The organism is Halorussus pelagicus, from assembly GCF_004087835.1.
Classification (GTDB): domain Archaea; phylum Halobacteriota; class Halobacteria; order Halobacteriales; family Haladaptataceae; genus Halorussus; species Halorussus pelagicus.
On the sequence record NZ_CP035119.1, the window covers coordinates 642428 to 668312 of the forward strand.

Here is a 25885-nt window from a genome sequence, read left to right on the forward strand (position 1 = left end):
TCACCCCCTTAATCACGCGCCTTCGGCGCGTGATTTCGAGGGGTTCCTTGGGCCGCTCGCTCACTCCCTGCGGTCGTTCGCCCGCGGTGGATTGCGGTGTGCGGTGGAACGTAGTGGACGTAATTCGCTAGTGAACGTCGAAGACGCGCTTTTTCGTGGTGAGATAAGCCGAAAAATCGGCATCGGTAATAAATATTGGGGACGGATGCTCGTTCGGCGAATCTGTTCCCTTCTTTATGATGGGCTGAACAGTACGTCGATGTGTAATGAAGATAGACACTCAGCGCCGTCGCGTCCTCGGACTGGGCGCGACGGGCGCGCTCGCAGCTCTTTCAGGGTGTAGCGGCGCGACGCCGTTTGTCGGCAAGCGAATGAAAGATGCACAGACTTTCGACGCGGATGCGGTGAACTCCGTCGCGGTGGACGCCGAGAACGGCGAGATTCGCGTCCGGCCGACCGACGCCGACCGCGTTCGAGTCGAGACCGTCAAAAAGTCGGGGTCGGTCTTCAGCGACCTGAGCGACGTGAGCGTCGATATGGGCGTCGAGAACGGCGAACTGTCCGTCTCGACTCGTCAGACTGGGGACGGGTCGTGGCTCGGCGGCGTCCCCGCAGTCGAGATGAACGTCGAACTCCCCTCGGGCGTCGATATCGGCAAACTTCGGACCAAGAACGGGAGCGTGGACGTTCGTAACGTCGAATCCGACGCGGCGCTCGTCACCGAGAACGGACCTATCGAGGCACACGGCATCGACGGGGTCGTCTCCGCCGAGAGCGAGAACGGGGGCGTGACGATTCGTGGCGGCGCGGGCATCAGCGACGTGCGGACCGAGAACGGAAACATCGAAGTAGACGTTCCGGCGATAAGCGGCGAGACGACCGTCGAGACCGACAACGGGAACGTGAGCGCGGCGATTGCGCCCGACCTGAACGCGACCCTCGTGGCCAACAACGACATCGGCGAAATCGACGTTCGGCTGTCGGGATTCGAGGCGGACGCTCGGTCCGAGCATCACGTGGAGGGGTCGCTCGGCGAGGGCGGTCCGGAACTCCAGTTCGTCACCGACAACGGAAGCATCGAACTCTCGGAACTGCGGTAACTCGTTTTCGCTCGGTCACGTCGATGCTGGCGCTCGGAGGGGACGGGTTGTCAGTTCCCGCGGAGCGACCAGAGAATCGCCGCGAGACCGACGTTGTACGCCGTGGCGATGGCCAGAATCGTCAGCGCGTCCGACCACGCCAGCGCGGGCGCGACGAGGGTTCGAAAGGCGAACGGAATCGCGGTAAAACATGCGACACCGACCGCGAGCAGTCCCATGGTCGTGCTTCCGTGTCGTCGGTAGCCTCTGTAGGCCAAGTAGGAGACGAACAGGCCGAGGGCGGCCGGGAGCGACAACGCGAGCGTGACGACGTTAGGGGTCATAGATGGCGTACAGGATGGTCACGAGACCGAACAGTTCGGAAGTGGCCGTCGCAATCGACCGTACTTCGGGCGATACCTCCCAGATGTTGCTGAACGCGAGGCGCAGGAAGATGGGACCGGTCACGAGGAGCGCGAGACCGACCGCCAGCGCGAGCATCGGGCGCGTGCCGTTGCGCCGGTAGCCAGCGAACAGTTTGTAGACGACTATCAGCGACAGGCCCGCCGCGACCAGCAGTCCGGCGAGCGCGAGGACGACGGCAATTCGGGAGCCACCGACGACCGTCTGGAGGACGATACCGGGCGTCATTTGAACCCCTCGTAGAGTCTGGTGAAGCGGTCCACCGCGTCCTCGTCACGGTCCACGTCGATTTCGATGCCGTCCTCGGTCAGTTCGACGGTGACTCGCTGGAGGCACGCCGCGTACACCTCGTAGTGGTGGCCGTCCGGGTCGAGCCGCTGTTCGGCGTCGAGCAGGTGCTGGTCTTCGAGGCGCTCGACGCGTCGGTAGATAGTCGAGGGCGAGGCGTCGCAGACCTCCGCGAGCGCGTCGGCGGACTTCGGCTCTCGGTAGGTCGCTACGAGGATGTCGCGGGCGTACTCGTCGTCAAGCAGTTCGAACATCGCCCCGGCGTCCGTCTCGCTCACGGCGACGCCCTCCCGTCGGGTCGGCACCGAGACGCTCCCGCTACGAGAGCGAGTCGCGGACGCACTGCTCCGAGCGCGAGTCGAGTCCGCGAGCGAGCGCCGAGCGCGTCGAGCCAACGTCCCATTCCCGTCCGACCGTGGGTTCGGAATCAAACGTGTAAAATACTACGGACGGCCGCCGAGCGTGCAAATGTCCGAAAACTTATTATGAACAATGGAGAACTCCGTCGTAACTCGATGTTGACAGACCACCGCGGCGGGCGGCTCTGGACCGTCCTCGGCGTCCCGTTCAGGCTCCAGACCTACCGGAACTTGCTGTATCTGGTGTTGTCGTTTCCGCTCGGTCTCGCCTACTTCACGTTCCTGTCGGTCGGCATCCCGTTCGGCGTCGGCCTCGCGTTCACCGTCGTCGGGATTCCGGTTCTGCTGGCGGTGCTGGCCATCTCGACCGGACTCGCCAACGTCGAGCGCGAGATTGCGACGCTACTGCTCGGCGTCGAAGTGGAGTCACCGGGGTGGGTCGTGACCGAGTCGGGATCGGTAGTCGAGCGTTCGAAGCGCCTCGTGACCGACCTCGGAACGTGGAAGGCGCTGGTCTATCTCGGGTCGAAACTAGTCATCGGACTCGTCGCGTTCGTGTCGGTCCTCGTTCTGCTCGTGACCGCGGTAAATATGCTCACGGTGCCGCTGGTCTACGACCAACCCGGCGTCTACGTCGGTATCGTTACCGACGCCCCGATTCGACTCCACCCCTCGCTGTACGTGGTCTGGCGGAACCTGCTCGTGGGCATCGATACGGTCGTCAGCATTGGCTCGTGGCAGATCCAGACCTTACCGGCCGCGCTCGGCGTCGCAGGACTCGGCGTCCTGCTCGGAGTCGCCTCGCTCCACCTGCTCAACGGTCTCGCGCGATTTTCGGCGTGGTACACGAAGCTAATGCTCGGCGGGAACGCCGAGACGCCGACGCTCTCGCGGTGAGGAGGATTTCGAGACGACCGGATTGTCCACGCTACGCCCATACCGAACTTTCCACGCGCTGTCCAGCAGTTCGACCGCGAGCGAGGAGGGGTAGCGCGGCGCGAAGCGCCGCGCCGAGCGACGAGCGAGCGGACCAAGCGACGACCAAAACGAGCGCCGGAAGAGCGACGCTCTTCCGAGCAGTCGCGCCGAAGGCGCGACGACGCAGCGAGTGGCGGGAGGAGTGCCGTGTTTTTGGCCGAGCTTTTGCAAGGGAGGAACTTCGCCAACAGCGAAGTTCCGACTGCAGGAAAAGGTCGTTCTTAGTAGATAAGCTCGTCGTCGTTCTCGACCATGTAGAGGGTGCGGGCCGCGATGTTGACCGCGTGGTCGCCGATTCGTTCGAGGTCCCGAACCGTCAGCAAGAGTCGGGACACGTCCTCTAAGAGCTGTTCGATTTCTTCCTCGGTGTTGTTCTCCAGTTCGGTCTCGATGAGGTCTCGGACGACGAGTTCGCTGGCGCGCTCGCATCGCGTGTCGAGTTCGTCGTCGCGGTCGGCGATGCTGTAACAACCGTCGGCGTCCTCGTCGTCGTAGGCGACCATCGCGTCCTCTATCATATCGAGGGTGAGCGTGCCGAGTTCCTGAATATCGACCTCGGGGAACACGTCGTGGTTGGCGTCGAGGGTGTACTCTCCGAGGTTGGTGGCGAGGTCGCCGATGCGTTCGAGGTCGGTGATAATTTTGAACGACGCCGCGACGAACCGAAGGTCGCCAGCGACCGGCTGTTGGAGCGCGAGCAGGTCGATGCACTCCTGTTCGAGGTCGAGATACAGTTGGTTGACCTCCTCGTCGCCGTCGATGACCTCCCACGCGAGGTCGCTGTCTTTCTGTTCGAGCGCGTCCAGACCCATCCGGAGCCGCTCCATCACGACCTCGCTCATGTAGAGGACGTTCTCTCGGAGGTCGATAAGCTTCTGCTGATAGTCCTCTCGGGGCATAGTTACGAATGCGCGTGTCCCCGTGTTGTACCTTTCGCCCGCGATAACTCACTGCTCGCTGGCGTTACTCTATGGATACGTTTCGCGGCTTGACGGTTATGAGTCCGTGCCTAGCAACCAACTTCGAAATCCGCGAATATCGGCTTTCCACCGTCACACACCGAAATCCCCCGCGAACGAACGACCGAAGGGAGTGAGCGAGCGGACCAAGCGACGACCAAAGTGAGCGCCGGAAGAGCGAAGCTCTTCCGAGCAGTCGCGCCGAAGGCGCGACAATGAAGCGAACGGCGGGAGGAGCGCCGTGTTTTTGGTCGAGCTTTTGCAAGGGAGAAAATTCGCCGTCGGCGAATTTTCGACCGCTGGAAAAGGTCGTAGCGTTTTATCCGAACTTCCCAGTGATGTAGTCTTCGACGCGCTGACTGTTGGGATTCTCGAAGATTTGGTCGGTCTCGCCGTATTCAACCAACTCGCCGCCGGTCAGGAACACCGCGGTCTGGTCGGAGATGCGAGCGGCCTGTTGCATGTTGTGGGTGACGACGACGACGGTGTAGTCCTCGGAGAGTTCTTCGATGAGGTCTTCGATTTTGGCGGTGGCGATGGGGTCGAGCGCGGAGGCCGGTTCGTCCATCAGAATGACTTCAGGGTCAACCGCGAGACACCGACCGATGCAGAGGCGCTGTTGCTGGCCTCCCGACAGCCCGAGCGCGTTGTCGTCCAGTCGGTCGCTCACTTCCTCCCAGAGCGCGGCCTGTCTGAGCGACCGTTCCACGAGTTCGTCCTCCTTCTCGTCGTTAGCGCGGCCGAGCAGTTTGTCGAGCAGGCCGTCGTTGATTTCGCCGTGCTTGCGCGGACCGTAGGCGATGTTGTCCCGAATCGACTTCGGGAACGGGTTCGGTGCCTGAAACACCATGCCGACACGCTTGCGTAACTCCACGAGGTTCACGCCGTCCTGATAGATTTCGCTGTCGTCTATCTCGACCGACCCCTCGACGCGCGCGGCGTTGATGCGGTCGTTCATCCGGTTGAGACACCGGAGGAACGTCGATTTCCCACAGCCCGAGGGTCCGATAAGTGCGGTGACGCTGTTCTCGGGCACGTCCATCGACACCGACTGGATGGCGTGGTCGTCGCCGTAGTACACGTCCAAGTCCTCGACCGAAATCTTGGGCGCGCCCTCGAACTCGTAGTCGGTCCACTCGTCTTTGAGTTGCTCTTGGCTCTCGGCGCTGACGGTGGTGGACTGGCTCGGTTCCTGTTCGCTGGCTTGCTCGCTCTGTTGGAATTCTGCGTTGCTCATTGTTCGAGTTTCCTCCGGAAGTAGATTCGAGAGGCGATACCGACGGCGTAGAACGACAGCACCACGACGAGCAACACCAGCGCGGTGGCCCAGCCGAACGCCGGGTCGTCGCTGATGACGCCCGCCGTGATGGTCGCGTAGAGTTTGTAGGGCAGTGCGCTGATGCTGTCCAGCAGAACCGGGTTCGCCACGAACGGCGGACTGGACGTGAACTGGAAGCCCGAGAGAAGCGCGGGCGCGGACGTGGCCTGCGGGTTGCCGGTCGCCACCAGCAGGATGGGTGCGGTCTCGCCCGCGATGCGGCCGACGCCCAAGATGACGCCGGTGATGACGCCGGGCATCGCGGCCGGAAGGACCACGCTCTTGATAGTCTCCCACTGGCTGACGCCGAGTGCGGCGCTGGCGTCGCGGTACTCGTCGGGCACCGTCTGGATGGCCTCCCTGCTGGTGATGAGAACCAGCGGCAGGAGCATAAAGCCGAGCACCAGTTGCCCAGACATGAGCGACGTGCTGTTGCCGAGTCGCGGCACGAGGAATGCGTAGCCGAACAGGCCATAGACGATGCTCGGCGTACTCCACAGGCCGTTCGTGGCGATTTCGACCGCGCGGGTGAATCCGCCCTGTTCGGCGTACTCGGTAAGGAACACCGCCGCGCCGACGCCGAGGGGCACCGCGAACAGCACCGCGCCGACGACCAGCCAGACCGTGCCGACGATGGAGGGCATCACGCCGTTCATCACGTCCCCGGACAGCGAGTAGCCGTTCATCGTGAACGGCCAGTGGAACCAGACGCCGGGAATCTCGAAGACGACGTACTGGTCGAGTCCGGGCATGTGGAACCAGAACGCGGGTTCGCTGAACAGGCCGAGTTTGATGCCCTCGACCATCCGGGACCAGCCCTTCTGCACGATGAAGAGCACGAGCAGGAGGAGGACCCCGAGCATGCCGAAGGCGTTCAGGCCGACGAGCAGATAGGCCCCCGCCTGTCGCCCCTGCGTTCCAAAGCCCTCGTGGGATTTCGCGGCCGCCCACGCGCAGACGAGTCCCGCGAAGATGGTCAGCGCCGGGACGACGACCGGGCCGGTGAACGTCGCCGAGAAGCCTTGGGGTTCCCACTCCCACGCGACGGTGAGAACGTCGAGCAGGAACAGCGCGCCGACGAGAATCGACAGCGCGCCCGCAGGGAGCGTCGAACCGATGTCCTCGCGGGGCAGGACCGCCACTGCGACGACGCCCGCGCCGACGAGGAGCGCGACCGGCAGCCAGAGGGCAACGCTACTCAGACCGAGCGTCTGGGAGGCGACCAGCGCGCCCGTGACGACGCCGATGAGACCGAACAGACCGCCCGTGAGCAGTCCGGCGCTCCGGTCAGGGGTCGCGTCCACGAGGTCGGCGCGCGAGGCGACACCGAGCGCGACGACGGCGACGCCCGTGACGAGGAGGCTGGCACCGTAGAGGTCGAACAGGCTCACGCCGAAGAAGGTGCTCTCGACCTCGGTCCACTGGAAGATGGCCGCGAGACCCATGATGACCGAGAAGACGTTCAGACCGACGACTCCCGCGGCGACTCGCTCGGCCAGCGACGACTCGTCGGCGACCAGATTGTTCGATTCGTAGCTCATTGGTTCCCACCCAGTTTGCGCTCCATGTGTGCTTCGACCAGTTGCGAGGCGATGCTAAGTCCGAGGACGGTCACGAACAGCACGACCCCGGCCGCGAACAGCGCCGACATCTGCTCGCCCGAGGCGATGCCGTACTGGCCCGCGATGACGCTCGTCAGGGTCTCAGTTCCCTTGAACACGTCGTAGAGGGGGTCGGGAAGGACCTGCTGGTGGGGCAACATCACGGTGACGGCCATGGTCTCGCCGACCGCTCGGCCGACGCCGAGCAGGACCGCCGCCGAGACCCCCGAGAACGACGCGGGGATGGTGACGCTCTTGATGGTCTGCCAGTCGGTCGCACCGAGCGCGAGCGACCCGCTTTTCATCGACTCGGGCACGCTCCCGATGGCGTCCTCGGCGATGGAGACGACGGTCGGGAGCGCCATCAGGCCGATGACGAGTCCGGCCGCGAACAGGCTCCCGAAGTTGGCGAGCTGAAACTCGTCCATCATGTACGTGTTGATGATGACGTAGCCGATGAACCCGTAGACGATGGAGGGGACGCCAGCCAGAATCTCGATGCCGGGCTTGATGACTTCGCGTGCCCACCCCGGCGCGATTTCGCTGATGAACAGCGCCCCGGCGACGCCGAGGGGCGCGGCGATGGCCATCGCCAGCAGGGTCGTGACGAGCGTCCCCCACATCATTGGGACCAGCGAGTAGATGCCCTCGCTGGTGGACCAGAGCGGTTCGCTCGTCCGGAAGATGATGTCGAGTCCCATCGCCTGAAACACCGGGAGCGACCGGAGCATCAGGTAAATAGTGATGAGACCGAGGATGACGATGGTCGAGGCCGTCATCAGGAACATCAGGAGTTTCGCGGTGTTTGCCTGATAGGCTTTCCACCCGTAGATGACGATGCCGAAGAACGCGAACAGCGGAAACACCGTGTAGGCGGGCGCGACGAGGAACGCCAACAGCGTGCCCAGCACCGACGCGATTGCGACGCCGTCAACGAACTGCTCCCCGCGGTCCATCTCCCCGACTGTCGTGCGGACTGACCGAACGCGCGTGGCGACGCTTCCGATCATTTCGCGTCCGAGAGCGTTTCGATCTGGTTCTCGCGCCGTTCTTGGGTCAACATCGCGTAGCCCGACGGTTCGACGAAGCGCTCCTGTCCGAACTCGCTGATTATCATCCGGAGGTAGGCGGCCTCCTTCTGTGAGGTTCCGTCGTAGGTGTAACAGTGGAGGTCACGCGAGAGGGGGTAGTCCTCGTCCGCGAGGTTTTTGCCGGGTTCGTACACCGTGCCGTCGAACTCCAGCGCGATGGAGGCGACTTCGTCGGTGACGAACGCCAGCGCCATGTACGCGATGGCGTTGTTCGACCGGGAGACGATGGTCTTGACCTGCTGGTTCTGACCCTTGCGCACGTCCACGCCACCCATCTCCGCGTCGGGACCGCCGAGCATGTTCACTCGGAACGCAGTGTCGGTCCCCGACCCTTCCGCACGCCCGACGGCCTGAATCTCCTTGTCCTCGCCCTCGTAGGAGGGAATCTCCGACCAGTTGGTAATCTCCCCGGTGTAGATGTCCCGGACCTGCTCGGCGGTCAACTGTTCGACGCCCGCCTCGGCGACCTCCTTGCTGAGGACGATTGGCTGGGCGTCCACGCCGACGACGTGGTTGACGTACTTCTCTCGCTCCTCCTCGCTCAGGTCCGGGAGTTCGGCATCGACGGACGCGCTTGCGTTACCGAGATCCACGAGACCGTTCTTCAACTTCTCCAGTCCGGTCCCCGAGTGACTCAGTCCGACGTTGACCTTGAACGGCGGCGTGGAGCCGCTGGCTTCGAAGTCGTACAGACCGGCCCAGTAGGTCGCCAGTCGCTCGTCGGTGTCGATGCCGTAGTTGCTCGGTCCCCAGTATTCCTCGTCGTCGGCGGGTGGGTTGGAGTTCCACACCGACGCCGCCTTGCTCGTTATCGGGTATACAGTCGAGGAACCACCCGCCTTCAGTTGCTCCGAAGACGAGTCGTCCGACGCCTCGGACCCGGTGGTCGTTCCCCCACGACTACCAGGCGGCGTCGAACTCGTACTGATACAGCCAGCTAGTCCAGCGATGGCAGTTCCCCCTCCAAGCAGAACAGTTCGACGGTCCACAGAGGGTCTTTCCCGCATTGGAAAATAGTTGCCTGAGACCAAGTAAATACCCTACTATTATATCTATATATACATACGTACCCATTCATACCCAGATATTCTTGTATATCGGCCCCATCGAGAGAACTGAGACTACGGCCTCCAAATGGTGATAGATGGCCTATATCCTCGGAACTGGAATGTGGATTCGATACCGAGGTTTCACGAATCGCCGCGACGACTCACCGAGAGAATGTTATCGTATATAGATTTGAATAGATTTATTGTGTGGCGCATCTCGGGTCGTGACATGGAGACGCGGAAAGTTCAGGTCACTGGCGGATCCACGTTCACCGTCTCGATTCCGAAGGGATGGGCGACCGAAAACGGCATCGAGGCAGGCGACCGCGTCGAGTTCCACCCCGAGGGCGATTCGCTGTTGCTCTCGCCTCGGACGGCAGACGATACGGTCGAGGGCACCGTCGATATCGCCGATCTCGAAGGTGCCGAACTCATGCGGACGGTGTTTACCCTCTACGTCAGCGGGTTCGACATCATCAACCTCGAAGCGACCCGCGTGACGCCCGACCAGCGCCGGACGGTCCGGGACGCCACGCAGGGTCTCGTCGGACTGGAAGTCATCGAGGAGACCGGCGACCGAGTGGTCTTGCAGGACCTACTCGACTCCTCGGAGTTGTCGATTCACAACGCCATCACGCGCATGCGCCTCGTCTCGATAACCATGCTTCAGGACGCGGTGACCGCGCTGATCGAGAACGACGACGATCTGGCCACCGACGTTATCGAACGCGACGACGACGTGGACCGGCTCTGGTTCATGATTTCGCGGGTGTTCCGGTCGGCGCTTCGCAACCCGAGTACCGCCGCCGACATCGGTCTCCCGCGCGAGACGTGTTTCGACTACCACTCCAGCGCCCGCCAACTGGAGCGAGTCGCCGACCACGCCGCCAAAATCGGCCAGCACGCGCTGAAACTCGGGGAGGTTCCCGACGAAGTCGCCGACGCCCTCGAAGACCTCCACGCCGAGTCGGCCGACATCGTGGAGATGGCGATGGACGCGCTCCTCGAAGAGGAGGGCACGGAGGCGACCCGACTCGGAAACGACGCCCGCGAACACGTCCGCGAAATCGACGAACACACCCGAGCGGTTGACGACCTCATCCGCGGGATGGACGCCGAGCGCGCCCAGCAACTCAGCCTCGTCGTGGACTCGCTGTCCCGGAGCGCCGACTACGGCGGCAACATCGCCGAGACCGCCCTCCAGAAGGCCGCGCCGCGGCCCGAGAACTGAGTTCGCCCGAAGTCTACTCTGGCGTCGATTCGGTCTCCTCGGAGTCGAACAGCCAGTACACTGCCAGACCTAGCACCGCTTCCAGCGGGCCGACGAAGACGCTCCCGCCCAGAAACAGCAGGTACACCACCATTCGCAAATGATCGGCCGCCTCAGAGCTATCGTCGTCGTCCATCGTTGTGACGAACTATCAGGTGGCGATTATTTAGCGCTTCGGCACAATCGACCCGCCGACGTGTCACCGATTCTCGCCGCGACGGTCCGAAAACGAGAGGGTCGTCTCTACAACTCACCGAGCTTTCGGAGGAGTTGGCCCTCGTACTCGCGGTCGCTCTCGACGCCCTTCATTTCGAGGACGTTGCGCTCTAGCTTGTCACGAGCGACGTTGAACGACTGTTCTGCACCGTAGCCTTCGCCCGACCCGGCGACCTGCCCGCGGTTGGTTCGGAGTCGAATCTTACACTGGATGAGCGGCGTGCCCCGAAGCTTTTCCTTGTGTTCGTGGAATCGAACGTGGGCGTGGCGGACCTGCATCTTCTGGTACTTGTCCGAAATCTCCGCGATGGACGAGCGGATCGACTCCCGCGAGAGCGTGTCGAGCAGATTGACGTTGGTGATCTGCACGTCCAGCACGTCCTCCTCGGTGTACGAGAGCGCGCGGAGCACGTCGGTCTTGGTGACGACGCCGCCGACCACTCGGTCGTCGTCCTCGGGGGTGACGACGAGTCCCGAGTAGTCGTGGTCGAACATGCGCTCGACGGCGTCGCGGACGCTCTCGTCCAGCGTGGTCGTGGCGGCCGGACTCGACATCACGTCGTACACCGGGAGGTCCAGCAGTCGGTCGCCCTCGCCCGAGCGGTCGCCGACCGTCGTCTTCTCGACGTTCCGGGTCGCAAAGTTCACCACGTCGTGGGTCGTGACGACGCCCGAGAGGTGTCCGTCGTCGTCCACGACGGGGAGACGGGAGACGCCGTGTTCGCGCAGGCGGTTGATGGCCTGCCCGAGCGTGTCGCCCTCCGCGATGGAGACGACGTTCTCGGTGTAAATCTGCTCGACCGTCAACGTGTCGAGGTTCTCCAGCACCGCTTCGAGGATGAGGTCCTGCGTGACGACACCCCAGAGGTTGCCCGACTCGAAGACGGGCGCGACCTTGGTCCCGCCCTCGACCAAGTCGCGGGCCACGTCTCTGACGTTGTCGGTTCGCTTGACTCGCGGTGCGGACTTGGTGAGCGTATCGACTTTGGTGTGGTCCTCGATGTGGGAGCGAAGCAGTTGCTTCTGGGTGATGACGCCCTCGTACTTCCCTGCGCGGGTCACGATGATGCCTTTGGGGTTCTGCTCGTCGAAGATGGAACGGGCCTTTCCGACGTTCGATTCGGCGTCCAACTCGATGTATTCCGTCGTTGCGATATCAGCGATGTCCATCGTCACTTGAACGTAGGCCACCAGTAATAATGAAACTTGGCCGAGTTACAGGAAATTGGGAACTTCTTCGGCTGCCCTTCGGGGGTAACGTATCAGGTTGCAGAGTAGTGCCTCGATTTCGTCGTCCGCCCGTAACGTTTTGCCGAGAGCGCCCGTATTGGGGAGAGTGATACCCGACATCGGCGCGGTCTTCGGCGAGTACACGTATCTCGTGAGCGAGGCGGTCTTCGGAACCGTCGCGGTAGGACTCCTCTATCGGGCCGACGCGTTGGTTCAAGCCGCCCGCACTATCGCGGTGCTGTATCCAATCGCCTATTTGTGGGACTGGTACACGCTCCATATCGGCGTGTTTGCCATCCAACTTCGAACCGGCATCGACTTTCTCGGGATTCCAATCGAGGAACATCTCTTCATGGTGGTCGTTCCGGCGTTCGTCCTCGGGATACACGAGAGTCTACGCGACCGGAACTGACCCGGAGCGTTCGACGCCGACCAAACGTGCCGTAAGCGGTGATTACCGCATGACTGCGTCGGGCTGAGATGATATCGCAACTATCCGTAAGCAACCATTGTCGGTAGGTAAATGGTGAATAACAAAGGCTAATCCCGGCGATGTGTTCTATCCATGCTGGGTTACGAGCAAGGGGTGGCATATTAATGAGCACCATTGGTGACTCATCCGGAACCGGAAGTACCGAGCCGGAGGAGACTCCGGACCAGCAGGACTCGGCTGTAGCGAAACAGCAGGTCTCTGACATCGTCGATGCCGAGAGCGAGGAGGAGGAGTCCGAATCGGAACTCTCCCGCGATCTGGTTTTCGACGTTCTGAAAAATCAACGGCGACGATACGCGCTCCATTATCTCAGGCGTGCCGACGAGTCGGTCCAGTTGTCGGAACTCGCCGAACAGGTCGCTGCGTGGGAAAACGACATCGCGGTCGATGCGATTTCGGCGGCGGAACGCAAGCGCGTGTATACTGCGCTCTATCAGTCTCACCTCCCGAAACTGGACGACGCGGACATCGTCGATTACAACCAGAACCGCGGTATCGTGGAACTTTCCGACGCCGCCGGACAACTCGACGTGTATCTCGACCTCGAAACCCGACCCGACATCCCGTGGTGTAACTGGTACCTCGGACTCGCAGTCGGCGGACTGGGACTGCTCACGGGCGCGTGGCTCGGTCTGCCGCCTTTCTCGCTGGTCGGCGACGTGCTGCTTGCGACCGGCGTCGTCGCCGTCTACGGCGCGGTCGCCGTCGCGCACACGTACTACTCCCGGCACGCTGGCGGTGCTGGCGAGACGCCCCCGGAGATTCAGGAGTCCTGACGATGGACGAGGTGGTGCGGTCAAGCAAGCGTGCGCCCGGACGCGAGAACCCGCGACGCGACGCGTTCGCCCCCGCCGGGTCCCAAACGCTCGTTCGGACGCCGACCAACGCCGACCCGCTGGCCGCCCTGCCGGAGCGCGCGTACGACAACGTGCTGATAGTCTCGGCGCGCGACCACCCGAAGCGACTCGAAACGCGACTGGAGCACGCGGGCCACGACCCCGCGAACGTCGGTGTCGTCCCGGTGGTCCCCGCGACCTGCGACTACGACGGCGACCTGTGGACGACCGACCCCGTGAATCCGAACGACCTGACCGGCATCGCCATGCGATTCTCCGACGCGATCAGACACGTCGAGTCCGAAACCGGATGGGTCGTCCTCGACGCGCTCGGGGTGCTGTTGATGTATGCCGACGCCAGTCGCGTCTGTCGGTTCTTCCAGACGCTGACCAGTCGCGTGCGAGCGCAGGATATTCACGGCGTGTACGGCGCGAACCCCGACGCCATCGCCGACGAGACGTTCGAGCGATTCCGGGCGATGTGCGACGCCGAGTACGAAATCGGGTGAGCGGTCGTTTCGGTGGGCCAGTGACTTCGAAAGCGGTTGTCGTGAGTAGTGAAGTTTCACAGAGTCGAAACTCGAACTTCGGAAACGTTGGAAAAGTGGAGTGGGTTTGGGCAGATTTGAACTGCCGACCTCCTCCATGTCAAGGAGGTGTCATAACCAACTAGACCACAAACCCATTTTGCTGCGGTCTTTGTCGGACGCATTTCTTCGTTTACCCGCGATACAATTGAACCTTTCGATTCGGTCGCAGTCCAGCGATTTACCATGAAGGTTCGCCGAGAAGGGGTCGTCGCGGTCTGTGAACTCAATTTTCGTTCTCACGGGAAGCATGATTGGCTCGAAACGTCCTCCGCTCCCTGATTCCGGGGAAGTTCGCGCCCACTCTGTCCCCCCGACAAGGACGACGACCGACCTGCGCCGGACAGTTCTTTGCGCCCCGACACCTTTAAGTCGATGTACGATTGTGTTCATTGTAAGACGAAGACGTACATTGGTGATTTCAAATGCAGAATTACATCGAACGCGTCACCGAGGGCGAGAATCTGACCCTCGACGAGGCGCGCGAGGCGGCCACGGCCGTCTTCGAGGACGCGACCGAGGCACAGATCGGCTCACTGCTCGCGGCGCTCCGGGCGAAGGGCGAGACCGAGACCGAAATCGCCGGGTTCGCCCAAGGCATGCGCGACGCCGCCCGAACCATCGACCCCGACCGCTCGCCGCTCGTGGACACCTGCGGGACCGGCGGTGACGACTACGACACGATCAACGTCTCGACCACTAGCGCCATCGTCGCCAGCGGCGCGGGCGTCCCGGTGGCCAAACACGGCAACTACTCGGTCTCCTCGTCGTCGGGGAGCGCCGACGTGCTGGAGGTCGCTGGCGTCGAAATCGACGCCGAACCCCCGGCGGTTGAGCGCGCCATCGAGGACGACGGAATCGGGTTCATGCTCGCGCCGATCTTCCACCCCGCGATGAAGGCAGTTATCGGCCCGCGAAAGGAACTGGGGATGCGAACGGTGTTCAACGTCCTCGGCCCGCTGACGAACCCCGCCGGGGCCGACGCGCAGGTCGTCGGCGTCTACGACCCCGACCTCGTACCGGTCCTCGCGCGCTCGCTCGCCAAGATGGAGGTCGAGCGCGCGCTCGTCGTTCACGGCGCAGGCATGGACGAAATCACGGTCCACGACGAGACCACAGCCGCGGAGGTCAGGGGCGACGACATCGAGGAGTACACCATCGCGCCCGAAGACCTCGGTCTCGCGCGCCACGACATCGCCGACGTTGCCGGTGGCACTCCCGAGGAGAACGCCGAGGACATGCGCGGCATCGTGGACGGCGAGGTGACCGGCGCGAAGCGCGATATCATCCTCGCCAACGCTGGGGCCGCCCTCTACGTCGCGGGCGAAGCCGACTCGCTCGAAGACGGGACACAACTCGCCGCCAAGGCCATCGACGACGGCGGGGCCGCCGACCAGTTCGAGGAGTTACGGACCACCGTGAGAGCATGACGCGCGTGAAAATCTGCGGACTCACCTCCACCGACGACCTCCGGGTCGCCGTCGATGCGGGTGCGGACGCGGTCGGCCTACTGGTGGACGTGCCCGTCGATTCTCCCCGCGAAATCAACCCCCAGCGCGCGGTCGAAATCGCCGACGCCGTCCCGCCGTTCGTCACCAGCGTCCTCGTCACGATGCCCGACTCGCCCGAGCGCGCCGTCGAACTCGTCCAGACCGTCGAACCCGACGCAGTCCAACTTCACGACGAGTTCGGCGTCGGCGACCTCGCGTACCTGACTTCGAGCGTCGAGGCGAAGGTCATCAAAGTCGTAGACGCCACCGACCCCGAGGCCGCCCGACGTTACGACGAAGTGGCCGACGCACTGCTGGTAGACTCGGTTGACGACGACGGCGCGGGCGGCACCGGCGAGACCCACGACTGGGACCGGACCGCCGAAGCCGTCTCGACGCTCGATTCGCCGGTCGTCCTTGCTGGGGGACTTACCCCGACGAACGTCGCCGACGCCGTAGAGGCGGTCGAGCCGTTCGCCGTGGACGTGGCGAGCGGCGTGGACCGCGACGAAGGAACCGACGACCAGTCACCGACGGTCGAGGGCCGAAAAGACCCGGACGCTGTCGCCGACTTCGTGGCGAACGCGAAACGAACCCACTCACCTCCGGCACCATGACACTCGGGGACGACGCGACGACTCCGGAGCGCGAGCAGTTCGTGGACCTCGCGGGCCGCGACGACCCGACCGTCGTCCGCGTCGCGGTCGAACTCGACGTGGACGCCACGCCGCTGTCGGCCTACGCGGCGCTGACCGGGCGCTCGACTGAGGCGGACCCCTCGGAGTACGCCTTTCTGCTGGAGAGCGCCGAGAAGACCGCCTCCAGCGACCCCGACGGCGCGTTTTCGCCGGATGAGTCGGGCGACCGCCACGCCCGCTACTCCTACGTCGGCTACGACCCCGACGCCGTCGTGACGGTCGCCCCTGAGGACGTGGCAGTCGAGTCGCTCGGCGGTCGGGCCGCGAAGTACGTCTCCGCAGACCGCGAGGGCGATACGCTCGACACGCTCCGGGATGCGATGCCCGAGGCCGAACAGCGCGGCTTCCCCGACGAGGACCGCCAGCAGTTCGAAGGCGGACTGGTCGGCTTTCTGGCCTACGACGCGGTGTACGACCTCTGGTTGGACGAGGTCGGCGTCGAGCGCCCCGACTCGCGGTTCCCCGACGCGCAGTTCGTCCTCAACACCAAGACCGTCGCGTTCGACCACCACGCCGGAACCGTCTCGCTCGTCTTCACGCCGCTCGTGGGACCGGACGATGACGCCGGAGCGGTCTACGACGACCTGCAACGGGAGGCCGAGCGCGTGGCCAACCTCCTCGGCGAGGCCGAACCCCCCGAGACCGGCGGCTTCGTCCGCGAGTCGGCGACGGCCGGGCCGCGCGAGGAGTACGAGGACGCGGTCCGAACCGCGAAGGAACACGTCCTCGACGGCGACATCTATCAGGGCGTCATCTCCCGGAAGCGCGAACTCCGCGGCGACGTGGACCCGCTCGGGTTCTACGCGGCGCTCCGGGACGTGAACCCCTCGCCGTACATGTATCTGCTCGGCTACGACGACCTGACCGTGGTCGGCGCGAGTCCCGAGACGCTGGTCTCGGTCCGCGGCCGAGACGTGATGGCCAACCCCATCGCGGGCACCTGCTCGCGTGGGTCGAGTCCGGTCGAGGACCGCCGCCTCGCGGGCGAGATGCTCGCCGACGGCAAGGAGCGGGCCGAACACACCATGCTCGTGGACCTCGCTCGCAACGACGTGCGCCGGGTGAGCGACGCCGGAAGCGTGCAGGTCGAGGAGTTCATGAACGTCCTCAAGTACAGCCACGTCCAGCACATCGAGAGTACCGTGACTGGCCGACTCGCGGCCGATGCCGACCCCTTCGACGCGACTCGCGCGTCGTTCCCCGCCGGAACGCTCTCTGGCGCGCCGAAGATTCGCGCGATGGAGATAATCGACGACCTCGAGCTCGCGGCGCGCGGTCTCTACGGCGGCGGCGTCGGCTACTACTCGTGGTCGGGCGACGCCGACTTCGCCATCGTCATCCGAACCGCGACGGTTGAGTCCGACCCGGACACGACTCCGCGCGACCGCATCACCGTGCAGGCAGGGGCGGGCATCGTCGCCGACAGCGACCCCGCCGCCGAGTACGAGGAGACCGAGCAGAAGATGGACGGGGTGCTGGCCGCCCTCGAACGTATCGAGGAGTCGGACGGGAGAGAGACTTCGGACGCGTCCGAGACTCCAGACCCCGACGCGCCGGAGGTGGAGCAATGACCGCGAGCGCCGGAGGCGAATCCGCGACAGCGAACCGCCAGCAGGTCCTCTTCGTGGACAACTTCGACTCGTTCACGTACAACCTCGTGGAGTACACGAGCCAGCACGCCGACACCGAAGTCGTCCGGAACACGGCCACGCTCGCGGACGTGCGCGAGACCGACCCCGACGCCGTCGTCGTCTCGCCAGGACCGGGCCACCCGGCGAACGAGCGAGACGTGGGCGTCACGCTCGACGTGTTCCGCGAGATTAGCCCCGAGGTGCCGACGCTCGGGGTCTGTCTCGGACTGGAAGCCGCGGTGTACGCCTACGGTGGGTCGGTCGGTCGCGCGCCCGAACCGATTCACGGCAAGGCGTTCCCGGTCTCTCACGACGAGCGCGGCGTGTACGTGGGGCTGGAGCAGGGGTTCCGCGCCGGGCGCTACCACTCGCTGGTGGCGACGGAGGTTCCCGACTGCTTCGAGGTGACCGCGACCACCGACCACGACGGGGAGGAACTGGTGATGGGCGTGCGCCACCGCGAACACCCCATCGAGTGCGTCCAGTTCCACCCCGAGAGCGTGCTGACCGCCGTCGGTCACGACGTGATTCGGAACTTCCTCGACGGCGTCGCGTAGCGCGTCGCTGGTGATTCGTCGCTTGGCACAGCCTTTTCAGGGTAGTCGGACTGGCGGTCGTGCGGTCATCGACACTGTTGACTGACTCGCCAACTCCCTCGGCACAACCGCGCGGAGCGTCCGAGCAAGATTCGTCACGGCTTCGGGTTTAAAACTTGCCCGCGCTACAGCATGACGCCCGTGGTGTAGAGTCCGCCGACGACCACGATGGCGACGATCAGGAGCTTCCACGCGACGCTCAGGAGGACGCGCCCGACCAGTACGATAGCCGCGAGCGCGACGAGTCCGACCAGCAGTTTTCCGAGCGGGGTTGCGAGCAGTCCGGAGTCAAGCAGTCCAGCGGCGAGGGCGACGTTCATACTCGGGACAACGAGCGCACTGCACCGTAAACGTATCGCTCGCTTAACATAGTTCGATACTACCGAATCGCCGGAAATCAGCGGTGTAGAAGCTGATTACTAAACGACTAGTTCGACTCGTGTACTACTTTCGCTACGGTCTGCATACTCTTATTAGGGTTCAGACGCTATCATTGATCGACAACGCGTAGCCGTGAATCCGGCGTTCGTGTAGCCGCCGTTCACGGTTCAATTAATTCCGGCTAGAGGCATCAAAGTTCAACTATAATTGGAGTAATCCAAATAAGACAGTAAGGACTAAAGTGGAGGCCTCAGAATGAAAGCTCCGTCACGAATGAATCGAACTACACCACTCCCGAGAGCGGGAATCGCCGGACAGATGCCCGAGGTGACCGACGTATGAGCGGTGCGGGCGAACTGACGGCCGACGAACTCACGCTCCCGATCAAGCGGACCGAGGGCGAGACCCTCGAAGACCGACTTACTGGAAACGCGTACCACAATATTCTACCAGCACGCTATCTCCGCAAGAACGCGGACGGGGACCTCATCGAGGAGCAGGAGGGCCTCTTCCCGCGCGTCGCCGAGAACATCGCCTTGGCCGAAGCGGTCTACGAGGCCGAGAAGCGCGACGAAGAAGTCACAGTCACGCCCGACCAGCTCAAGCCCGACCATCCCCGCCGCGACGAACTCGCCGGGGAAGTCTTTGGGAAAGGCACCACCGTCGAGGACGACGCCGAAACGACGCTCTCTGTCTACAACGTCAACAAGTTCTCCTACGAGACCGTCGTTCCGGAACTTCCCGACGAGATTCGCACCCACGTCGAAGACGTGCGCGAGGAGTTCGAGACCCTGATGGAGGACCTCTCCTTTATGCCGAACTCGCCCACCCTGATGAACGCGGGCGACGAACTCCAACAGCTTTCGGCCTGTTTCGTCGATTCGCCGGACGACGATATCACCAACATCCACCAGACCGCAAAGGAGGCCGCAGAAGTCTTCCAGAGCGGCGGCGGCATGGGCTATGCCTTCTGGCGACTCCGACCCTACGGCGACGCGGTGGGTAGCACGGGCGGCATCGCCTCCGGTCCCATCACGTTCATGCGGACATACGACCAGATGTGCGAGACCATCGCGCAGGGCGGTGCGCGGCGCGGCGCACAGATGGGCGTCATGCGCGTCTCTCACCCCGACGTTATCCAGTTCATCCACGCGAAGAACAAGGACGTGAGCCTCGCTCACAGCCTCCGTCTGAACGACCCCGACGACTACACTCACAACTCGTTCAAAGACGCACTCGAAGAGGCCCGCGAACTCATCGACGACGAGGGTCGCGTCCCCAAGCACCTCCGGAACGCCGCCGAGGGCCACCTCTCGAACTTCAACATCTCGGTGGGCGTCACCGACGACTTCATGGAGGCCGTGAAGAACGGCGAGGAGTTCACCTTCACGAACCCGCGGACGGAGGAACCCCACATCGCCACCGAACACACCAAAGAACTCTACGAGATGTTCGACCTCGGCGAACACGTCGAGGTGGGCGAGGAACTGTCGATTCCCGCGGAACTCCTCTGGAGTCGCATGGTCGATGGTGCCCACGAGAACGGTGAACCCGGTGTCATCTACCTCGAGCGCGTCAACAAGGAACATTCGTTCGACGTCGAGGAACACCCCGACCACCGGATTCTGGCGACCAACCCCTGTGGCGAACAGCCTCTCGAAGAGTACGAGGCCTGCAACCTCGGCCATATCAACCTCTCGACGCTCGCGGACACAGACGCGCCCGACTGGCGGGTCTGGTACGACGACCACGGCGACGAGTACGACGACTTCGAGGCGGCCGTGGACGCCTTCCTCGCCGACGCGATGGCGTGGGACGACTTCGACCACCGCATCGAGTACGGCACCCGGTTCCTCGAAAACGTCGTCACGATGTCGGACTTCCCGGTCGAGAAGATAGAGCAGAAGGTCCGGGAGATGCGCAAAATCGGACTGGGCATCATGGGACTGGCCCAACTTTACATCCAACTCGGCGTCGAGTACGGTAGCGACGCCGGAAACGAAATCGCGCGCCAGTTGATGCAGTACATCAACCACGAGAGCAAGTGGACCTCCCACGAACTCGCCGAGGAGCGCGGGTCCTTCGAGGAGTGGGACAAGAGCAAGTACGCGAACCCGACCGAGTACGCCGAGTGGTTCGAAAAGCAGACCGGCCTGAGCGCCGACGACTGGGAGGACGGCTTCCAGATTCGGAACCACAATACGACGACCATCGCCCCGACCGGCACCACCTCGATGGTCGGCAACACCACGGGCGGGTGTGAACCCATCTACAACGTCGCCTACTACAAGAACGTCTCCGACGACGTGCAGGGCGACGAGATGCTCGTGGAGTTCGACGACTACTTCCTCCGGACGCTGGAGGACAACGACATCGACGTTGAAGCGGTCAAACAGGAGGCCCAAGAGCAGATGGCGGCAAACGAGTTCGACGGCGTCGATGGGCTGAGTACCGTCCCGGACGCCATCGGCGAACTGTTCGTCGTGACCTCCGACCTCTCTGGCAAGGACCACGCCGCGGTGCAGTGCGCCTGTCAGGAGGGCGTGGACTCGGCCATCTCGAAGACCTGTAACTTCCCGAACGACGCGAGCAAAGAGGACATGCGGGAAGTCTACGAGTACATCTACGAGAACGGCGGCAAGGGCGTGACCGTCTACCGCGACGGCACCCGCTCGAAGCAGGTCCTCACGACTCGCGCGGACAACAAGGAGTTCGCCGACGAGAGCGAGGCCGCCGAGACGCTCGTCGAACAGATCAACGAGGTCTTCGGCGGCATCGACGGCTTCCTCGACAACGAGGACGTGCAGGCCGCACTCGACCGGGAAGTCGAGTCCATCCTCAAAATTGCCGACGGCGAGGACGGCGACGGTCCGTACGCCAGCAAGCGCCCCCGGCCCGACGTGCTTCACGGCATCACCCAGCGCATCGACACCGGGTACGGCAAACTCTACGTCAACATCAACGAGGACGAACATGGCCGACCCTTCGAGCTGTTCGCCAACATCGGCAACTCCGGCGGCTTCACCGCCTCGTTCACCGAGGCGCTGGCCAAGACCATCTCGACCGCGCTCCGCTCGGGCGTCGATCCCTCGGAAATCGCCGACGAGCTACGAGGCATCCGGAGTCCGAAGGTCGCGTGGGACAAGGGCGAGCAGATAAACTCCATCCCGGACGCCATCGGCACGGCCCTGCGCCGGTATCTCGACGGCGAAGTCGAGAAAGCCTACCCCCAGCAGAAGAACCTCACCGAGGTCGAAGAGGGAGTCGAGCGGCGTTCGGAGCCGGAAACCGACGGTAGCGGTGCGGTCGCAACCAGCAAGGAGGCCGACCGGCAGGACATCATCGACTCGGGCGAGAGCCCCGAGTGTCCCGACTGCGGGTCGCTGTCGCTGTACTACTCCGAAGGCTGCAAGACCTGCGAGTCCTGTGGCTGGAGCGAGTGCTGACTCCGGATTGACTCCGGACTGACGGCGTCTTTTTTCGACGGCGGGCCAGAGCGATTCGGTCGGTCGATGAGTTCGGGTCGGCGGAGAGAAACGACCGGCGCAGTCGCTCGGGCGAGTCACCGGACGAAACAGTCTTGGCGCTCGCTGCCCGTCGTCGGAGCATGAGCGATTCGGTAGAAAGCGGAGACGGCGACGACACGTCCAGCGAGCAAGGCGGCCGCCCGTGTCCCATCTGCGAGACGCCGCTGTACTCCCGACACTGCAAGTACGTCTGTCCGCAACACGGCGTAATCATGGATTGCGCTGACACCTTCTACTAGCTACTTCATCGTGACCCACGTCAGGAACGCGATGGCCACGAACTGCAAGCCCCGAAGCACCAGCACGGCCTGCTGGACGGTCGGGTCCCCCGAGTAGAGCATCTTCATGCTGAAGAAGAAGTAGATTGCGACCACGTTCTCGGCGAGCATGACGCTCCCGAACGCGACCAGTCCGAGCAGTAACGAGGTCCGGAACTTCCGGTAGTTGCGGACCCAGACGGTCGTGAGCAGGCCGAGCAGGAGGATGTTCACGACCGCGATTCCGCTGGCGAACTGTATCGTACTCATGTTGTGGTCTCCGTGTCAGTCGGTCGGTTCCGTATCATTCGATGTGTTCGATGATTTCCTCGAACGCTTCGCGGTGCTGTTCGAACTGGTCGGTGAGGAAGTAGAGCTTCCCGTACTCGTTGTCTCCCGGTTCGACGACGCCGTGGTCTTCGAGCATGTCGAGGTGGTGGCGCACCGTCTTGTACCGCACGTCGAGCGCGTCGGCGAGTTGGTTGGCGTTGCGTGGGCGCTCGGAGAGTTCGCGGATGAGTCGCGCGCGGTTCTCGCCGCCGCGGGTCGCCGTGAGCAAGTACCAGAGCGCCTTGTCCATCTGCTGTCTTTCGATTGTCAGTCACGACGCTTATACTTACGGCTCGACGCGTTTCGAGACCCACCCGGACGGCCCGCTCGGGAAGGGATTGGTCTCTTCACTCGGTTGCAGGTCGCCCTCGCCGTCGGTGGCGCGGACGACGACCTCGTGCGGTTCGGCCGCCTCGTAGGTGTACTCCCACTGTCGCCACGCGTCCTCGGCGGGCAACCGCTCGGAGAGCGTCGCCTCGCTCCACGAGTCGCCGCCGTCGGTCGAAACCTCGACTCGCCGGATACCTCGCGTACCCGCGTAGGCGTGGCCGCCGACCTGTATCTCGGTCCCGCCGCCCGCGGCGTCGCCGAGGCGATTTACGGTGTGGAGTTTGGCGACGGTGTTGACGGGACCGGTGCCGTGCCACCCGCGCTTCTCCCAGTACCCTTTCGCTTCCTCCTCTAGCACCTCGATTTCGGTGAGCCACTTCACGTTTATCTCGCCCCAGTGGCCCGGAATCAGCGCCCTGACGGGGTAGCCGTGGCCGCGGGGGAGCGCCTCGCCGTTCATCTCGAAGGCCAGAAAGCCGTCTTCGAGCGCCGACAACGGGAACTCCTCGAAGTAGTCGTCGGCGGCGCGGAGCATGACACAGCACTCGTCGGTCTCGATACCCGCCGAGTCGAGCAGGTCCATCACGGGCACGCCGGTCCAGAGCGCGGTGTCCATCTTCTTGCCGTTCAGGCGCTCGCCGACGCATCGCAGGGTGACGAACCGGTGTTCGGTCGCGTCGTTCATCCCGGCCAAGTCGTCGTAGTCGAACTCGACCTCCTCCTCGACCGCGCCGGTCACGCTGAGCGTCCAGTCCTCTCGGTCCGGAGTCGGGTCCACGTTGTTAATATCGACCTGATAGAACTGCTCGCTGACGAGCGGCTCGATGCCGTCCACATCGAGGGATTTGTCTCCGGCCTCGTCCAGTAGGGACTGGACCCCGGCCGAAATCTCGCCGTCGGCGTCGGGCACGTCGCCGCCCTCGCGGGTCCCGAGGACCGCGCCGACGCCGCCGACCGCGAACGCGCCAGCGACCGCTTGGAGGACGCGCCGCCGGGCCGACCGGGAGGAGTCGGCGGTCTCCGACTCTCGGTCCACGCCGAGCGACGCGAGCGCGACCACGAGACCAGCGCCCGCACCGGCCGCGAGCGTGGAGACTGCCGACCCCGTGAGCGCCAGCGCGACGGCGACGCAGGCCACGGGCGCGACTGCGAACGGCGGGACCGCGAACCGGTCGGCGAGGAGGGCGGCGACTGCGGTCGTCAACGCGAAGAGACCGACCGTGAGCGCGAGCGCCAGCAGGAACCCGAGTTGCGCCCCGAGGTTGCCGAGGGTCTGGATGGACCACGCGACGACCGCGTCGGGCGTCGAAGCGACCACGACCTCGCTTATCGGCGCGGCGACGAACGCGGGCGTCCGGCCGACCGCGGCGTAGGACCCCGCGACGCCCGCGACTCCGGCCGCGCCCGCGACGACGGTCGAAGCGAGGAGACCCCGCGAGTCGCGGCGGTCGAGGACGCCCCCCGCGTCGGGTCGGTCGCTCACGGTCGCCTCCGCGCGATGTAGAGCGCGCCCACTAGCGCGACCAGTGCCGCGCCGACGCCGAATCCGGGCGCGAACGCGCTGGACTCGTCGTCCGAATCGGCGGTGGTCTCGCTCATCGAGTCGTCGTTCATGCTCTCGCTGGTGGTATCGGCCATCGAGTCGTCGGACATCGAATCGGTCGTCTCGTCCATCGACTCGTCGCTCATCGAGTCGCCCTCACAGGTCGTCGTTTCCGAGTCCATGGATTCGTTACCCATCATCTCGGTCGTCTCGGTCATCGATTCGTTGTCCATCATCTCGCCATTCGTCGTCTCACTCATCATTGCGGTCGTCTCGTTCATCGACTCGTCGCCCATCATCTCGCTGGTCGTCGGGCCGCACTCGGTCGTCTGCTGGGCCGTAATCGGCGCGACGCAGACTGTGAGTAGTACCACTGCCACCGTAATCGATGTTGCAAATCGCATGATTCTACCGGCGAGAGCCACCCTAAAAGGGATTTTTCGAAGTTCGGACCCACTCCGTTCCCGGTTCGGGCCGACTCCGTTCCAAATTCGTTCCAACTTCCCCTGCGACTGCTCAATTGAGCAGTCGCAGGGGAAGTCCGCGGTGCGGTCGAACGGTCGGTGGCGAAGTCCGCGATAGTCGTTGAGCAGTCGCAGGGGAAGTCCGAGAGAAAACACTGCCGGAGCGTCACGCTACCGCCGGGCGCTCGCGGCGCGATACGCCGGTCCGGCCAGAAGCGCGACGGCGACCGCGGCCCCCGCGGCCAGCAGTTCCCAACTAATCGCGGTCAGTCCGGCCGTCGAGAGACTGTCGAGCGACCCACCGGCGAGGACCGCCGCGACGGTCCACGGTATCTCGCCGACCGCGGTCCCGACGACAAACGCGCCGGTCGAGACGCCCGAGAGACCCGCCGCGGCCGAGACGGGGTCGGAAGGCGCGGGCGCGAGTCGGGAGGCGACCATCCCGCGCAGGTCGCCGGTCGCCGCGAAGAACCGCTCGCCGGAGTCGCCGAGGCGCGCGACCAGCCCCGACCCCGCGCCGACGTAGCGCGCCGCGAGGAACGGCAGGAGCGCGCTCGCGGTCGTGCCCGAAAGCGCGACCGGGAAGCCCCAGACCGGACCGTAGGCGTAGCCCGCGAGAATGGCGACGAGCGTGGTGGGCCACGCGAACAGCGGCCGGACGAGGTAGACGCCGACGAGGAGGACGCCGAAGACGACCGGGCGGTCCGCGAGATCGCTGGCGACGCCGAACAGGCGGTCCGGGGCGACGAGCAGGCTGGCGGCCGCGACGACCGCGAGGAGGGCGAGTCCGGCCACTTGGCGGCGCGCGACGTCGGCCATCGCTCCGTGGTTCCCGTTCGGCGGGTATCCTCTTTTTGGGTC

The 25885-nt window shown here is 64.2% G+C and carries 28 protein-coding genes and 1 tRNA gene; 12 read left to right on the forward strand and 17 right to left on the reverse strand.

Annotated features, from left to right (window positions below):
• The first annotated feature begins 266 nt into the window (after positions 1-266).
• The gene (locus EP007_RS03280) at positions 267-1100 is read left to right on the forward strand and encodes a DUF4097 family beta strand repeat-containing protein (protein WP_128476290.1); all 834 of its coding nucleotides are present in this window, start codon (positions 267-269) and stop codon (positions 1098-1100) included.
• A gap of 50 nt (positions 1101-1150) precedes the next feature.
• Here the strand turns inward: EP007_RS03280 and EP007_RS03285 are convergent, their stop codons facing one another.
• The 3 genes from EP007_RS03285 to EP007_RS03295 are packed head-to-tail and all read right to left on the reverse strand — an operon-like array spanning position 1151 to position 2044.
• Entirely contained in the window at positions 1151-1423 is a 273-nt protein-coding gene (locus EP007_RS03285) for a DUF7521 family protein (protein ID WP_128476291.1), read from the reverse strand.
• Positions 1413-1730 carry a DUF7521 family protein gene (locus EP007_RS03290; protein ID WP_128476292.1) on the reverse strand — a complete coding sequence of 106 codons (318 nt, stop codon included), beginning with the start codon at positions 1728-1730 and terminating at the stop codon, positions 1413-1415. The genes EP007_RS03285 and EP007_RS03290 overlap by 11 nt, the downstream gene beginning before the upstream one ends.
• A complete protein-coding gene (locus EP007_RS03295; RefSeq protein WP_128478490.1) occupies positions 1727-2044 on the reverse strand; it encodes an ArsR/SmtB family transcription factor in 318 nt (105 codons plus the stop codon). Before EP007_RS03295 ends, EP007_RS03290 begins: the two co-directional genes overlap by 4 nt.
• Before the next feature lie 261 nt (positions 2045-2305).
• Here EP007_RS03295 and EP007_RS03300 point away from each other — a divergent pair, with 261 nt between their 5' ends.
• Positions 2306-3046: a sensor domain-containing protein gene (locus tag EP007_RS03300; protein ID WP_128476293.1), complete on the forward strand. Its 741-nt coding sequence runs from the start codon at positions 2306-2308 to the stop codon at positions 3044-3046.
• A 302-nt stretch (positions 3047-3348) separates the two neighbouring features.
• Here the strand turns inward: EP007_RS03300 and phoU are convergent, their stop codons facing one another.
• The 5 genes from phoU to EP007_RS03325 all read right to left on the reverse strand — a co-directional run bounded on the left by phoU (position 3349) and on the right by EP007_RS03325 (position 9103).
• A complete protein-coding gene (gene phoU, locus EP007_RS03305; protein WP_128476294.1) occupies positions 3349-4026 on the reverse strand; it encodes a phosphate signaling complex protein PhoU in 678 nt (225 codons plus the stop codon).
• 379 nt (positions 4027-4405) lie between these two features.
• Positions 4406-5323 (reverse strand): phosphate ABC transporter ATP-binding protein PstB, encoded by a 918-nt coding sequence (gene pstB / locus EP007_RS03310; protein WP_128476295.1) that lies wholly within the window; start codon positions 5321-5323, stop codon positions 4406-4408.
• Positions 5320-6945 carry a phosphate ABC transporter permease PstA gene (pstA, locus tag EP007_RS03315; protein ID WP_128476296.1) on the reverse strand — a complete coding sequence of 542 codons (1626 nt, stop codon included), beginning with the start codon at positions 6943-6945 and terminating at the stop codon, positions 5320-5322. Before pstA ends, pstB begins: the two co-directional genes overlap by 4 nt.
• The gene (gene pstC, locus EP007_RS03320; protein WP_128476297.1) at positions 6942-8015 is read right to left on the reverse strand and encodes a phosphate ABC transporter permease subunit PstC; all 1074 of its coding nucleotides are present in this window, start codon (positions 8013-8015) and stop codon (positions 6942-6944) included. The genes pstA and pstC overlap by 4 nt, the downstream gene beginning before the upstream one ends.
• Positions 8012-9103 carry a PstS family phosphate ABC transporter substrate-binding protein gene (locus EP007_RS03325; RefSeq protein WP_128476298.1) on the reverse strand — a complete coding sequence of 364 codons (1092 nt, stop codon included), beginning with the start codon at positions 9101-9103 and terminating at the stop codon, positions 8012-8014. The genes pstC and EP007_RS03325 overlap by 4 nt, the downstream gene beginning before the upstream one ends.
• Positions 9104-9374: 271 nt before the next feature.
• On the opposite strand from EP007_RS03325, the gene EP007_RS03330 reads away from it, so the two are divergent.
• Complete coding sequence (locus tag EP007_RS03330) at positions 9375-10376, forward strand: phosphate signaling complex PhoU family protein (protein WP_128476299.1); 1002 nt, start codon at positions 9375-9377, stop codon at positions 10374-10376.
• Positions 10377-10389: 13 nt separating this feature from the next.
• Here EP007_RS03330 and EP007_RS17300 read toward each other — a convergent pair whose 3' ends face one another.
• Positions 10390-10551: a hypothetical protein gene (locus EP007_RS17300; RefSeq protein WP_166035378.1), complete on the reverse strand. Its 162-nt coding sequence runs from the start codon at positions 10549-10551 to the stop codon at positions 10390-10392.
• 107 nt (positions 10552-10658) lie between these two features.
• Positions 10659-11801, reverse strand: coding sequence for a CBS domain-containing protein (locus tag EP007_RS03335; protein ID WP_128476300.1), 1143 nt, complete (start codon positions 11799-11801; stop codon positions 10659-10661).
• 166 nt (positions 11802-11967) lie between these two features.
• Between EP007_RS03335 and EP007_RS03340 the strand changes: the two genes are divergently transcribed.
• The 3 genes from EP007_RS03340 (at position 11968) to EP007_RS03350 (ending at position 13699) form a co-directional block, all read left to right on the forward strand.
• The gene (locus tag EP007_RS03340; RefSeq protein ID WP_128476301.1) at positions 11968-12273 is read left to right on the forward strand and encodes a lycopene cyclase domain-containing protein; all 306 of its coding nucleotides are present in this window, start codon (positions 11968-11970) and stop codon (positions 12271-12273) included.
• A gap of 185 nt (positions 12274-12458) precedes the next feature.
• Positions 12459-13130, forward strand: a complete 672-nt coding sequence (locus EP007_RS03345; RefSeq protein ID WP_128476302.1) for a DUF7344 domain-containing protein — start codon at positions 12459-12461, stop codon at positions 13128-13130.
• Between the two features lie 2 nt (positions 13131-13132).
• Positions 13133-13699: a DUF7504 family protein gene (locus EP007_RS03350; protein ID WP_128476303.1), complete on the forward strand. Its 567-nt coding sequence runs from the start codon at positions 13133-13135 to the stop codon at positions 13697-13699.
• 101 nt (positions 13700-13800) lie between these two features.
• Here EP007_RS03350 and EP007_RS03355 read toward each other — a convergent pair.
• A tRNA-Val gene (locus EP007_RS03355) sits at positions 13801-13874 on the reverse strand.
• 328 nt (positions 13875-14202) lie between these two features.
• On the opposite strand from EP007_RS03355, the gene trpD reads away from it, so the two are divergent.
• Genes trpD through trpG form a run of 4 tightly spaced genes read left to right on the forward strand, consistent with a single transcriptional unit; the run spans position 14203 to position 18153 of the window.
• On the forward strand, positions 14203-15207 hold the full coding sequence (gene trpD / locus EP007_RS03360) for an anthranilate phosphoribosyltransferase (protein WP_128476304.1): 1005 nt from the start codon (positions 14203-14205) through the stop codon (positions 15205-15207).
• Positions 15204-15884 (forward strand): phosphoribosylanthranilate isomerase, encoded by a 681-nt coding sequence (locus EP007_RS03365; protein WP_128476305.1) that lies wholly within the window; start codon positions 15204-15206, stop codon positions 15882-15884. The genes trpD and EP007_RS03365 overlap by 4 nt, the downstream gene beginning before the upstream one ends.
• Positions 15881-17536, forward strand: a complete 1656-nt coding sequence (gene trpE, locus EP007_RS03370) for an anthranilate synthase component I (RefSeq protein ID WP_128476306.1) — start codon at positions 15881-15883, stop codon at positions 17534-17536. Before EP007_RS03365 ends, trpE begins: the two co-directional genes overlap by 4 nt.
• The gene (gene trpG / locus EP007_RS03375; protein ID WP_128476307.1) at positions 17533-18153 is read left to right on the forward strand and encodes an anthranilate synthase component II; all 621 of its coding nucleotides are present in this window, start codon (positions 17533-17535) and stop codon (positions 18151-18153) included. The genes trpE and trpG overlap by 4 nt, the downstream gene beginning before the upstream one ends.
• A gap of 164 nt (positions 18154-18317) precedes the next feature.
• Here trpG and EP007_RS03380 read toward each other — a convergent pair whose 3' ends face one another.
• Positions 18318-18512 (reverse strand): hypothetical protein, encoded by a 195-nt coding sequence (locus EP007_RS03380; protein WP_128476308.1) that lies wholly within the window; start codon positions 18510-18512, stop codon positions 18318-18320.
• Between the two features lie 399 nt (positions 18513-18911).
• On the opposite strand from EP007_RS03380, the gene EP007_RS03385 reads away from it, so the two are divergent.
• The gene (locus EP007_RS03385) at positions 18912-22019 is read left to right on the forward strand and encodes an adenosylcobalamin-dependent ribonucleoside-diphosphate reductase (protein ID WP_128476309.1); all 3108 of its coding nucleotides are present in this window, start codon (positions 18912-18914) and stop codon (positions 22017-22019) included.
• A 161-nt stretch (positions 22020-22180) separates the two neighbouring features.
• The gene (locus EP007_RS17305) at positions 22181-22339 is read left to right on the forward strand and encodes an HVO_2523 family zinc finger protein (RefSeq protein ID WP_166035420.1); all 159 of its coding nucleotides are present in this window, start codon (positions 22181-22183) and stop codon (positions 22337-22339) included.
• On the opposite strand, the gene EP007_RS03390 is transcribed toward EP007_RS17305, so the two are convergent.
• The 5 genes from EP007_RS03390 to EP007_RS03410 all read right to left on the reverse strand — a co-directional run bounded on the left by EP007_RS03390 (position 22340) and on the right by EP007_RS03410 (position 25843).
• Positions 22340-22627: a hypothetical protein gene (locus EP007_RS03390; RefSeq protein WP_128476310.1), complete on the reverse strand. Its 288-nt coding sequence runs from the start codon at positions 22625-22627 to the stop codon at positions 22340-22342.
• A 34-nt stretch (positions 22628-22661) separates the two neighbouring features.
• On the reverse strand, positions 22662-22937 hold the full coding sequence (locus EP007_RS03395; protein ID WP_128476311.1) for an ArsR/SmtB family transcription factor: 276 nt from the start codon (positions 22935-22937) through the stop codon (positions 22662-22664).
• 36 nt (positions 22938-22973) lie between these two features.
• On the reverse strand, positions 22974-24500 hold the full coding sequence (locus EP007_RS03400; RefSeq protein WP_128476312.1) for a molybdopterin-dependent oxidoreductase: 1527 nt from the start codon (positions 24498-24500) through the stop codon (positions 22974-22976).
• Positions 24497-24964 carry a PGF-CTERM sorting domain-containing protein gene (locus EP007_RS03405; RefSeq protein WP_128476313.1) on the reverse strand — a complete coding sequence of 156 codons (468 nt, stop codon included), beginning with the start codon at positions 24962-24964 and terminating at the stop codon, positions 24497-24499. Before EP007_RS03405 ends, EP007_RS03400 begins: the two co-directional genes overlap by 4 nt.
• A 231-nt stretch (positions 24965-25195) precedes the next feature.
• Positions 25196-25843: a TVP38/TMEM64 family protein gene (locus tag EP007_RS03410; protein ID WP_128476314.1), complete on the reverse strand. Its 648-nt coding sequence runs from the start codon at positions 25841-25843 to the stop codon at positions 25196-25198.
• Positions 25844-25885 lie beyond the last annotated feature (42 nt).

What these genes read in the sequence shown, in the direction of transcription:
- EP007_RS03280 (WP_128476290.1), top strand. Translation starts at nt 267, where the DNA reads ATGAAGATAGACACTCAGCGCCGTCGCGTCCTCGGACTGGGCGCGACG.
- EP007_RS03285 (WP_128476291.1), bottom strand. Translation starts at nt 1,423, where the DNA reads ATGACCCCTAACGTCGTCACGCTCGCGTTGTCGCTCCCGGCCGCCCTC.
- EP007_RS03290 (WP_128476292.1), bottom strand. Translation starts at nt 1,730, where the DNA reads ATGACGCCCGGTATCGTCCTCCAGACGGTCGTCGGTGGCTCCCGAATT.
- EP007_RS03295 (WP_128478490.1), bottom strand. Translation starts at nt 2,044, where the DNA reads ATGTTCGAACTGCTTGACGACGAGTACGCCCGCGACATCCTCGTAGCG.
- EP007_RS03300 (WP_128476293.1), top strand. Translation starts at nt 2,306, where the DNA reads ATGTTGACAGACCACCGCGGCGGGCGGCTCTGGACCGTCCTCGGCGTC.
- phoU (WP_128476294.1), bottom strand. Translation starts at nt 4,026, where the DNA reads ATGCCCCGAGAGGACTATCAGCAGAAGCTTATCGACCTCCGAGAGAAC.
- pstB (WP_128476295.1), bottom strand. Translation starts at nt 5,323, where the DNA reads ATGAGCAACGCAGAATTCCAACAGAGCGAGCAAGCCAGCGAACAGGAA.
- pstA (WP_128476296.1), bottom strand. Translation starts at nt 6,945, where the DNA reads ATGAGCTACGAATCGAACAATCTGGTCGCCGACGAGTCGTCGCTGGCC.
- pstC (WP_128476297.1), bottom strand. Translation starts at nt 8,015, where the DNA reads ATGATCGGAAGCGTCGCCACGCGCGTTCGGTCAGTCCGCACGACAGTC.
- EP007_RS03325 (WP_128476298.1), bottom strand. Translation starts at nt 9,103, where the DNA reads ATGCGGGAAAGACCCTCTGTGGACCGTCGAACTGTTCTGCTTGGAGGG.
- EP007_RS03330 (WP_128476299.1), top strand. Translation starts at nt 9,375, where the DNA reads ATGGAGACGCGGAAAGTTCAGGTCACTGGCGGATCCACGTTCACCGTC.
- EP007_RS17300 (WP_166035378.1), bottom strand. Translation starts at nt 10,551, where the DNA reads ATGGACGACGACGATAGCTCTGAGGCGGCCGATCATTTGCGAATGGTG.
- EP007_RS03335 (WP_128476300.1), bottom strand. Translation starts at nt 11,801, where the DNA reads ATGGACATCGCTGATATCGCAACGACGGAATACATCGAGTTGGACGCC.
- EP007_RS03345 (WP_128476302.1), top strand. Translation starts at nt 12,459, where the DNA reads ATGAGCACCATTGGTGACTCATCCGGAACCGGAAGTACCGAGCCGGAG.
- EP007_RS03350 (WP_128476303.1), top strand. Translation starts at nt 13,133, where the DNA reads ATGGACGAGGTGGTGCGGTCAAGCAAGCGTGCGCCCGGACGCGAGAAC.
- trpD (WP_128476304.1), top strand. Translation starts at nt 14,203, where the DNA reads ATGCAGAATTACATCGAACGCGTCACCGAGGGCGAGAATCTGACCCTC.
- EP007_RS03365 (WP_128476305.1), top strand. Translation starts at nt 15,204, where the DNA reads ATGACGCGCGTGAAAATCTGCGGACTCACCTCCACCGACGACCTCCGG.
- trpE (WP_128476306.1), top strand. Translation starts at nt 15,881, where the DNA reads ATGACACTCGGGGACGACGCGACGACTCCGGAGCGCGAGCAGTTCGTG.
- trpG (WP_128476307.1), top strand. Translation starts at nt 17,533, where the DNA reads ATGACCGCGAGCGCCGGAGGCGAATCCGCGACAGCGAACCGCCAGCAG.
- EP007_RS03380 (WP_128476308.1), bottom strand. Translation starts at nt 18,512, where the DNA reads ATGAACGTCGCCCTCGCCGCTGGACTGCTTGACTCCGGACTGCTCGCA.
- EP007_RS03385 (WP_128476309.1), top strand. Translation starts at nt 18,912, where the DNA reads ATGAGCGGTGCGGGCGAACTGACGGCCGACGAACTCACGCTCCCGATC.
- EP007_RS17305 (WP_166035420.1), top strand. Translation starts at nt 22,181, where the DNA reads ATGAGCGATTCGGTAGAAAGCGGAGACGGCGACGACACGTCCAGCGAG.
- EP007_RS03390 (WP_128476310.1), bottom strand. Translation starts at nt 22,627, where the DNA reads ATGAGTACGATACAGTTCGCCAGCGGAATCGCGGTCGTGAACATCCTC.
- EP007_RS03395 (WP_128476311.1), bottom strand. Translation starts at nt 22,937, where the DNA reads ATGGACAAGGCGCTCTGGTACTTGCTCACGGCGACCCGCGGCGGCGAG.
- EP007_RS03405 (WP_128476313.1), bottom strand. Translation starts at nt 24,964, where the DNA reads ATGCGATTTGCAACATCGATTACGGTGGCAGTGGTACTACTCACAGTC.
- EP007_RS03410 (WP_128476314.1), bottom strand. Translation starts at nt 25,843, where the DNA reads ATGGCCGACGTCGCGCGCCGCCAAGTGGCCGGACTCGCCCTCCTCGCG.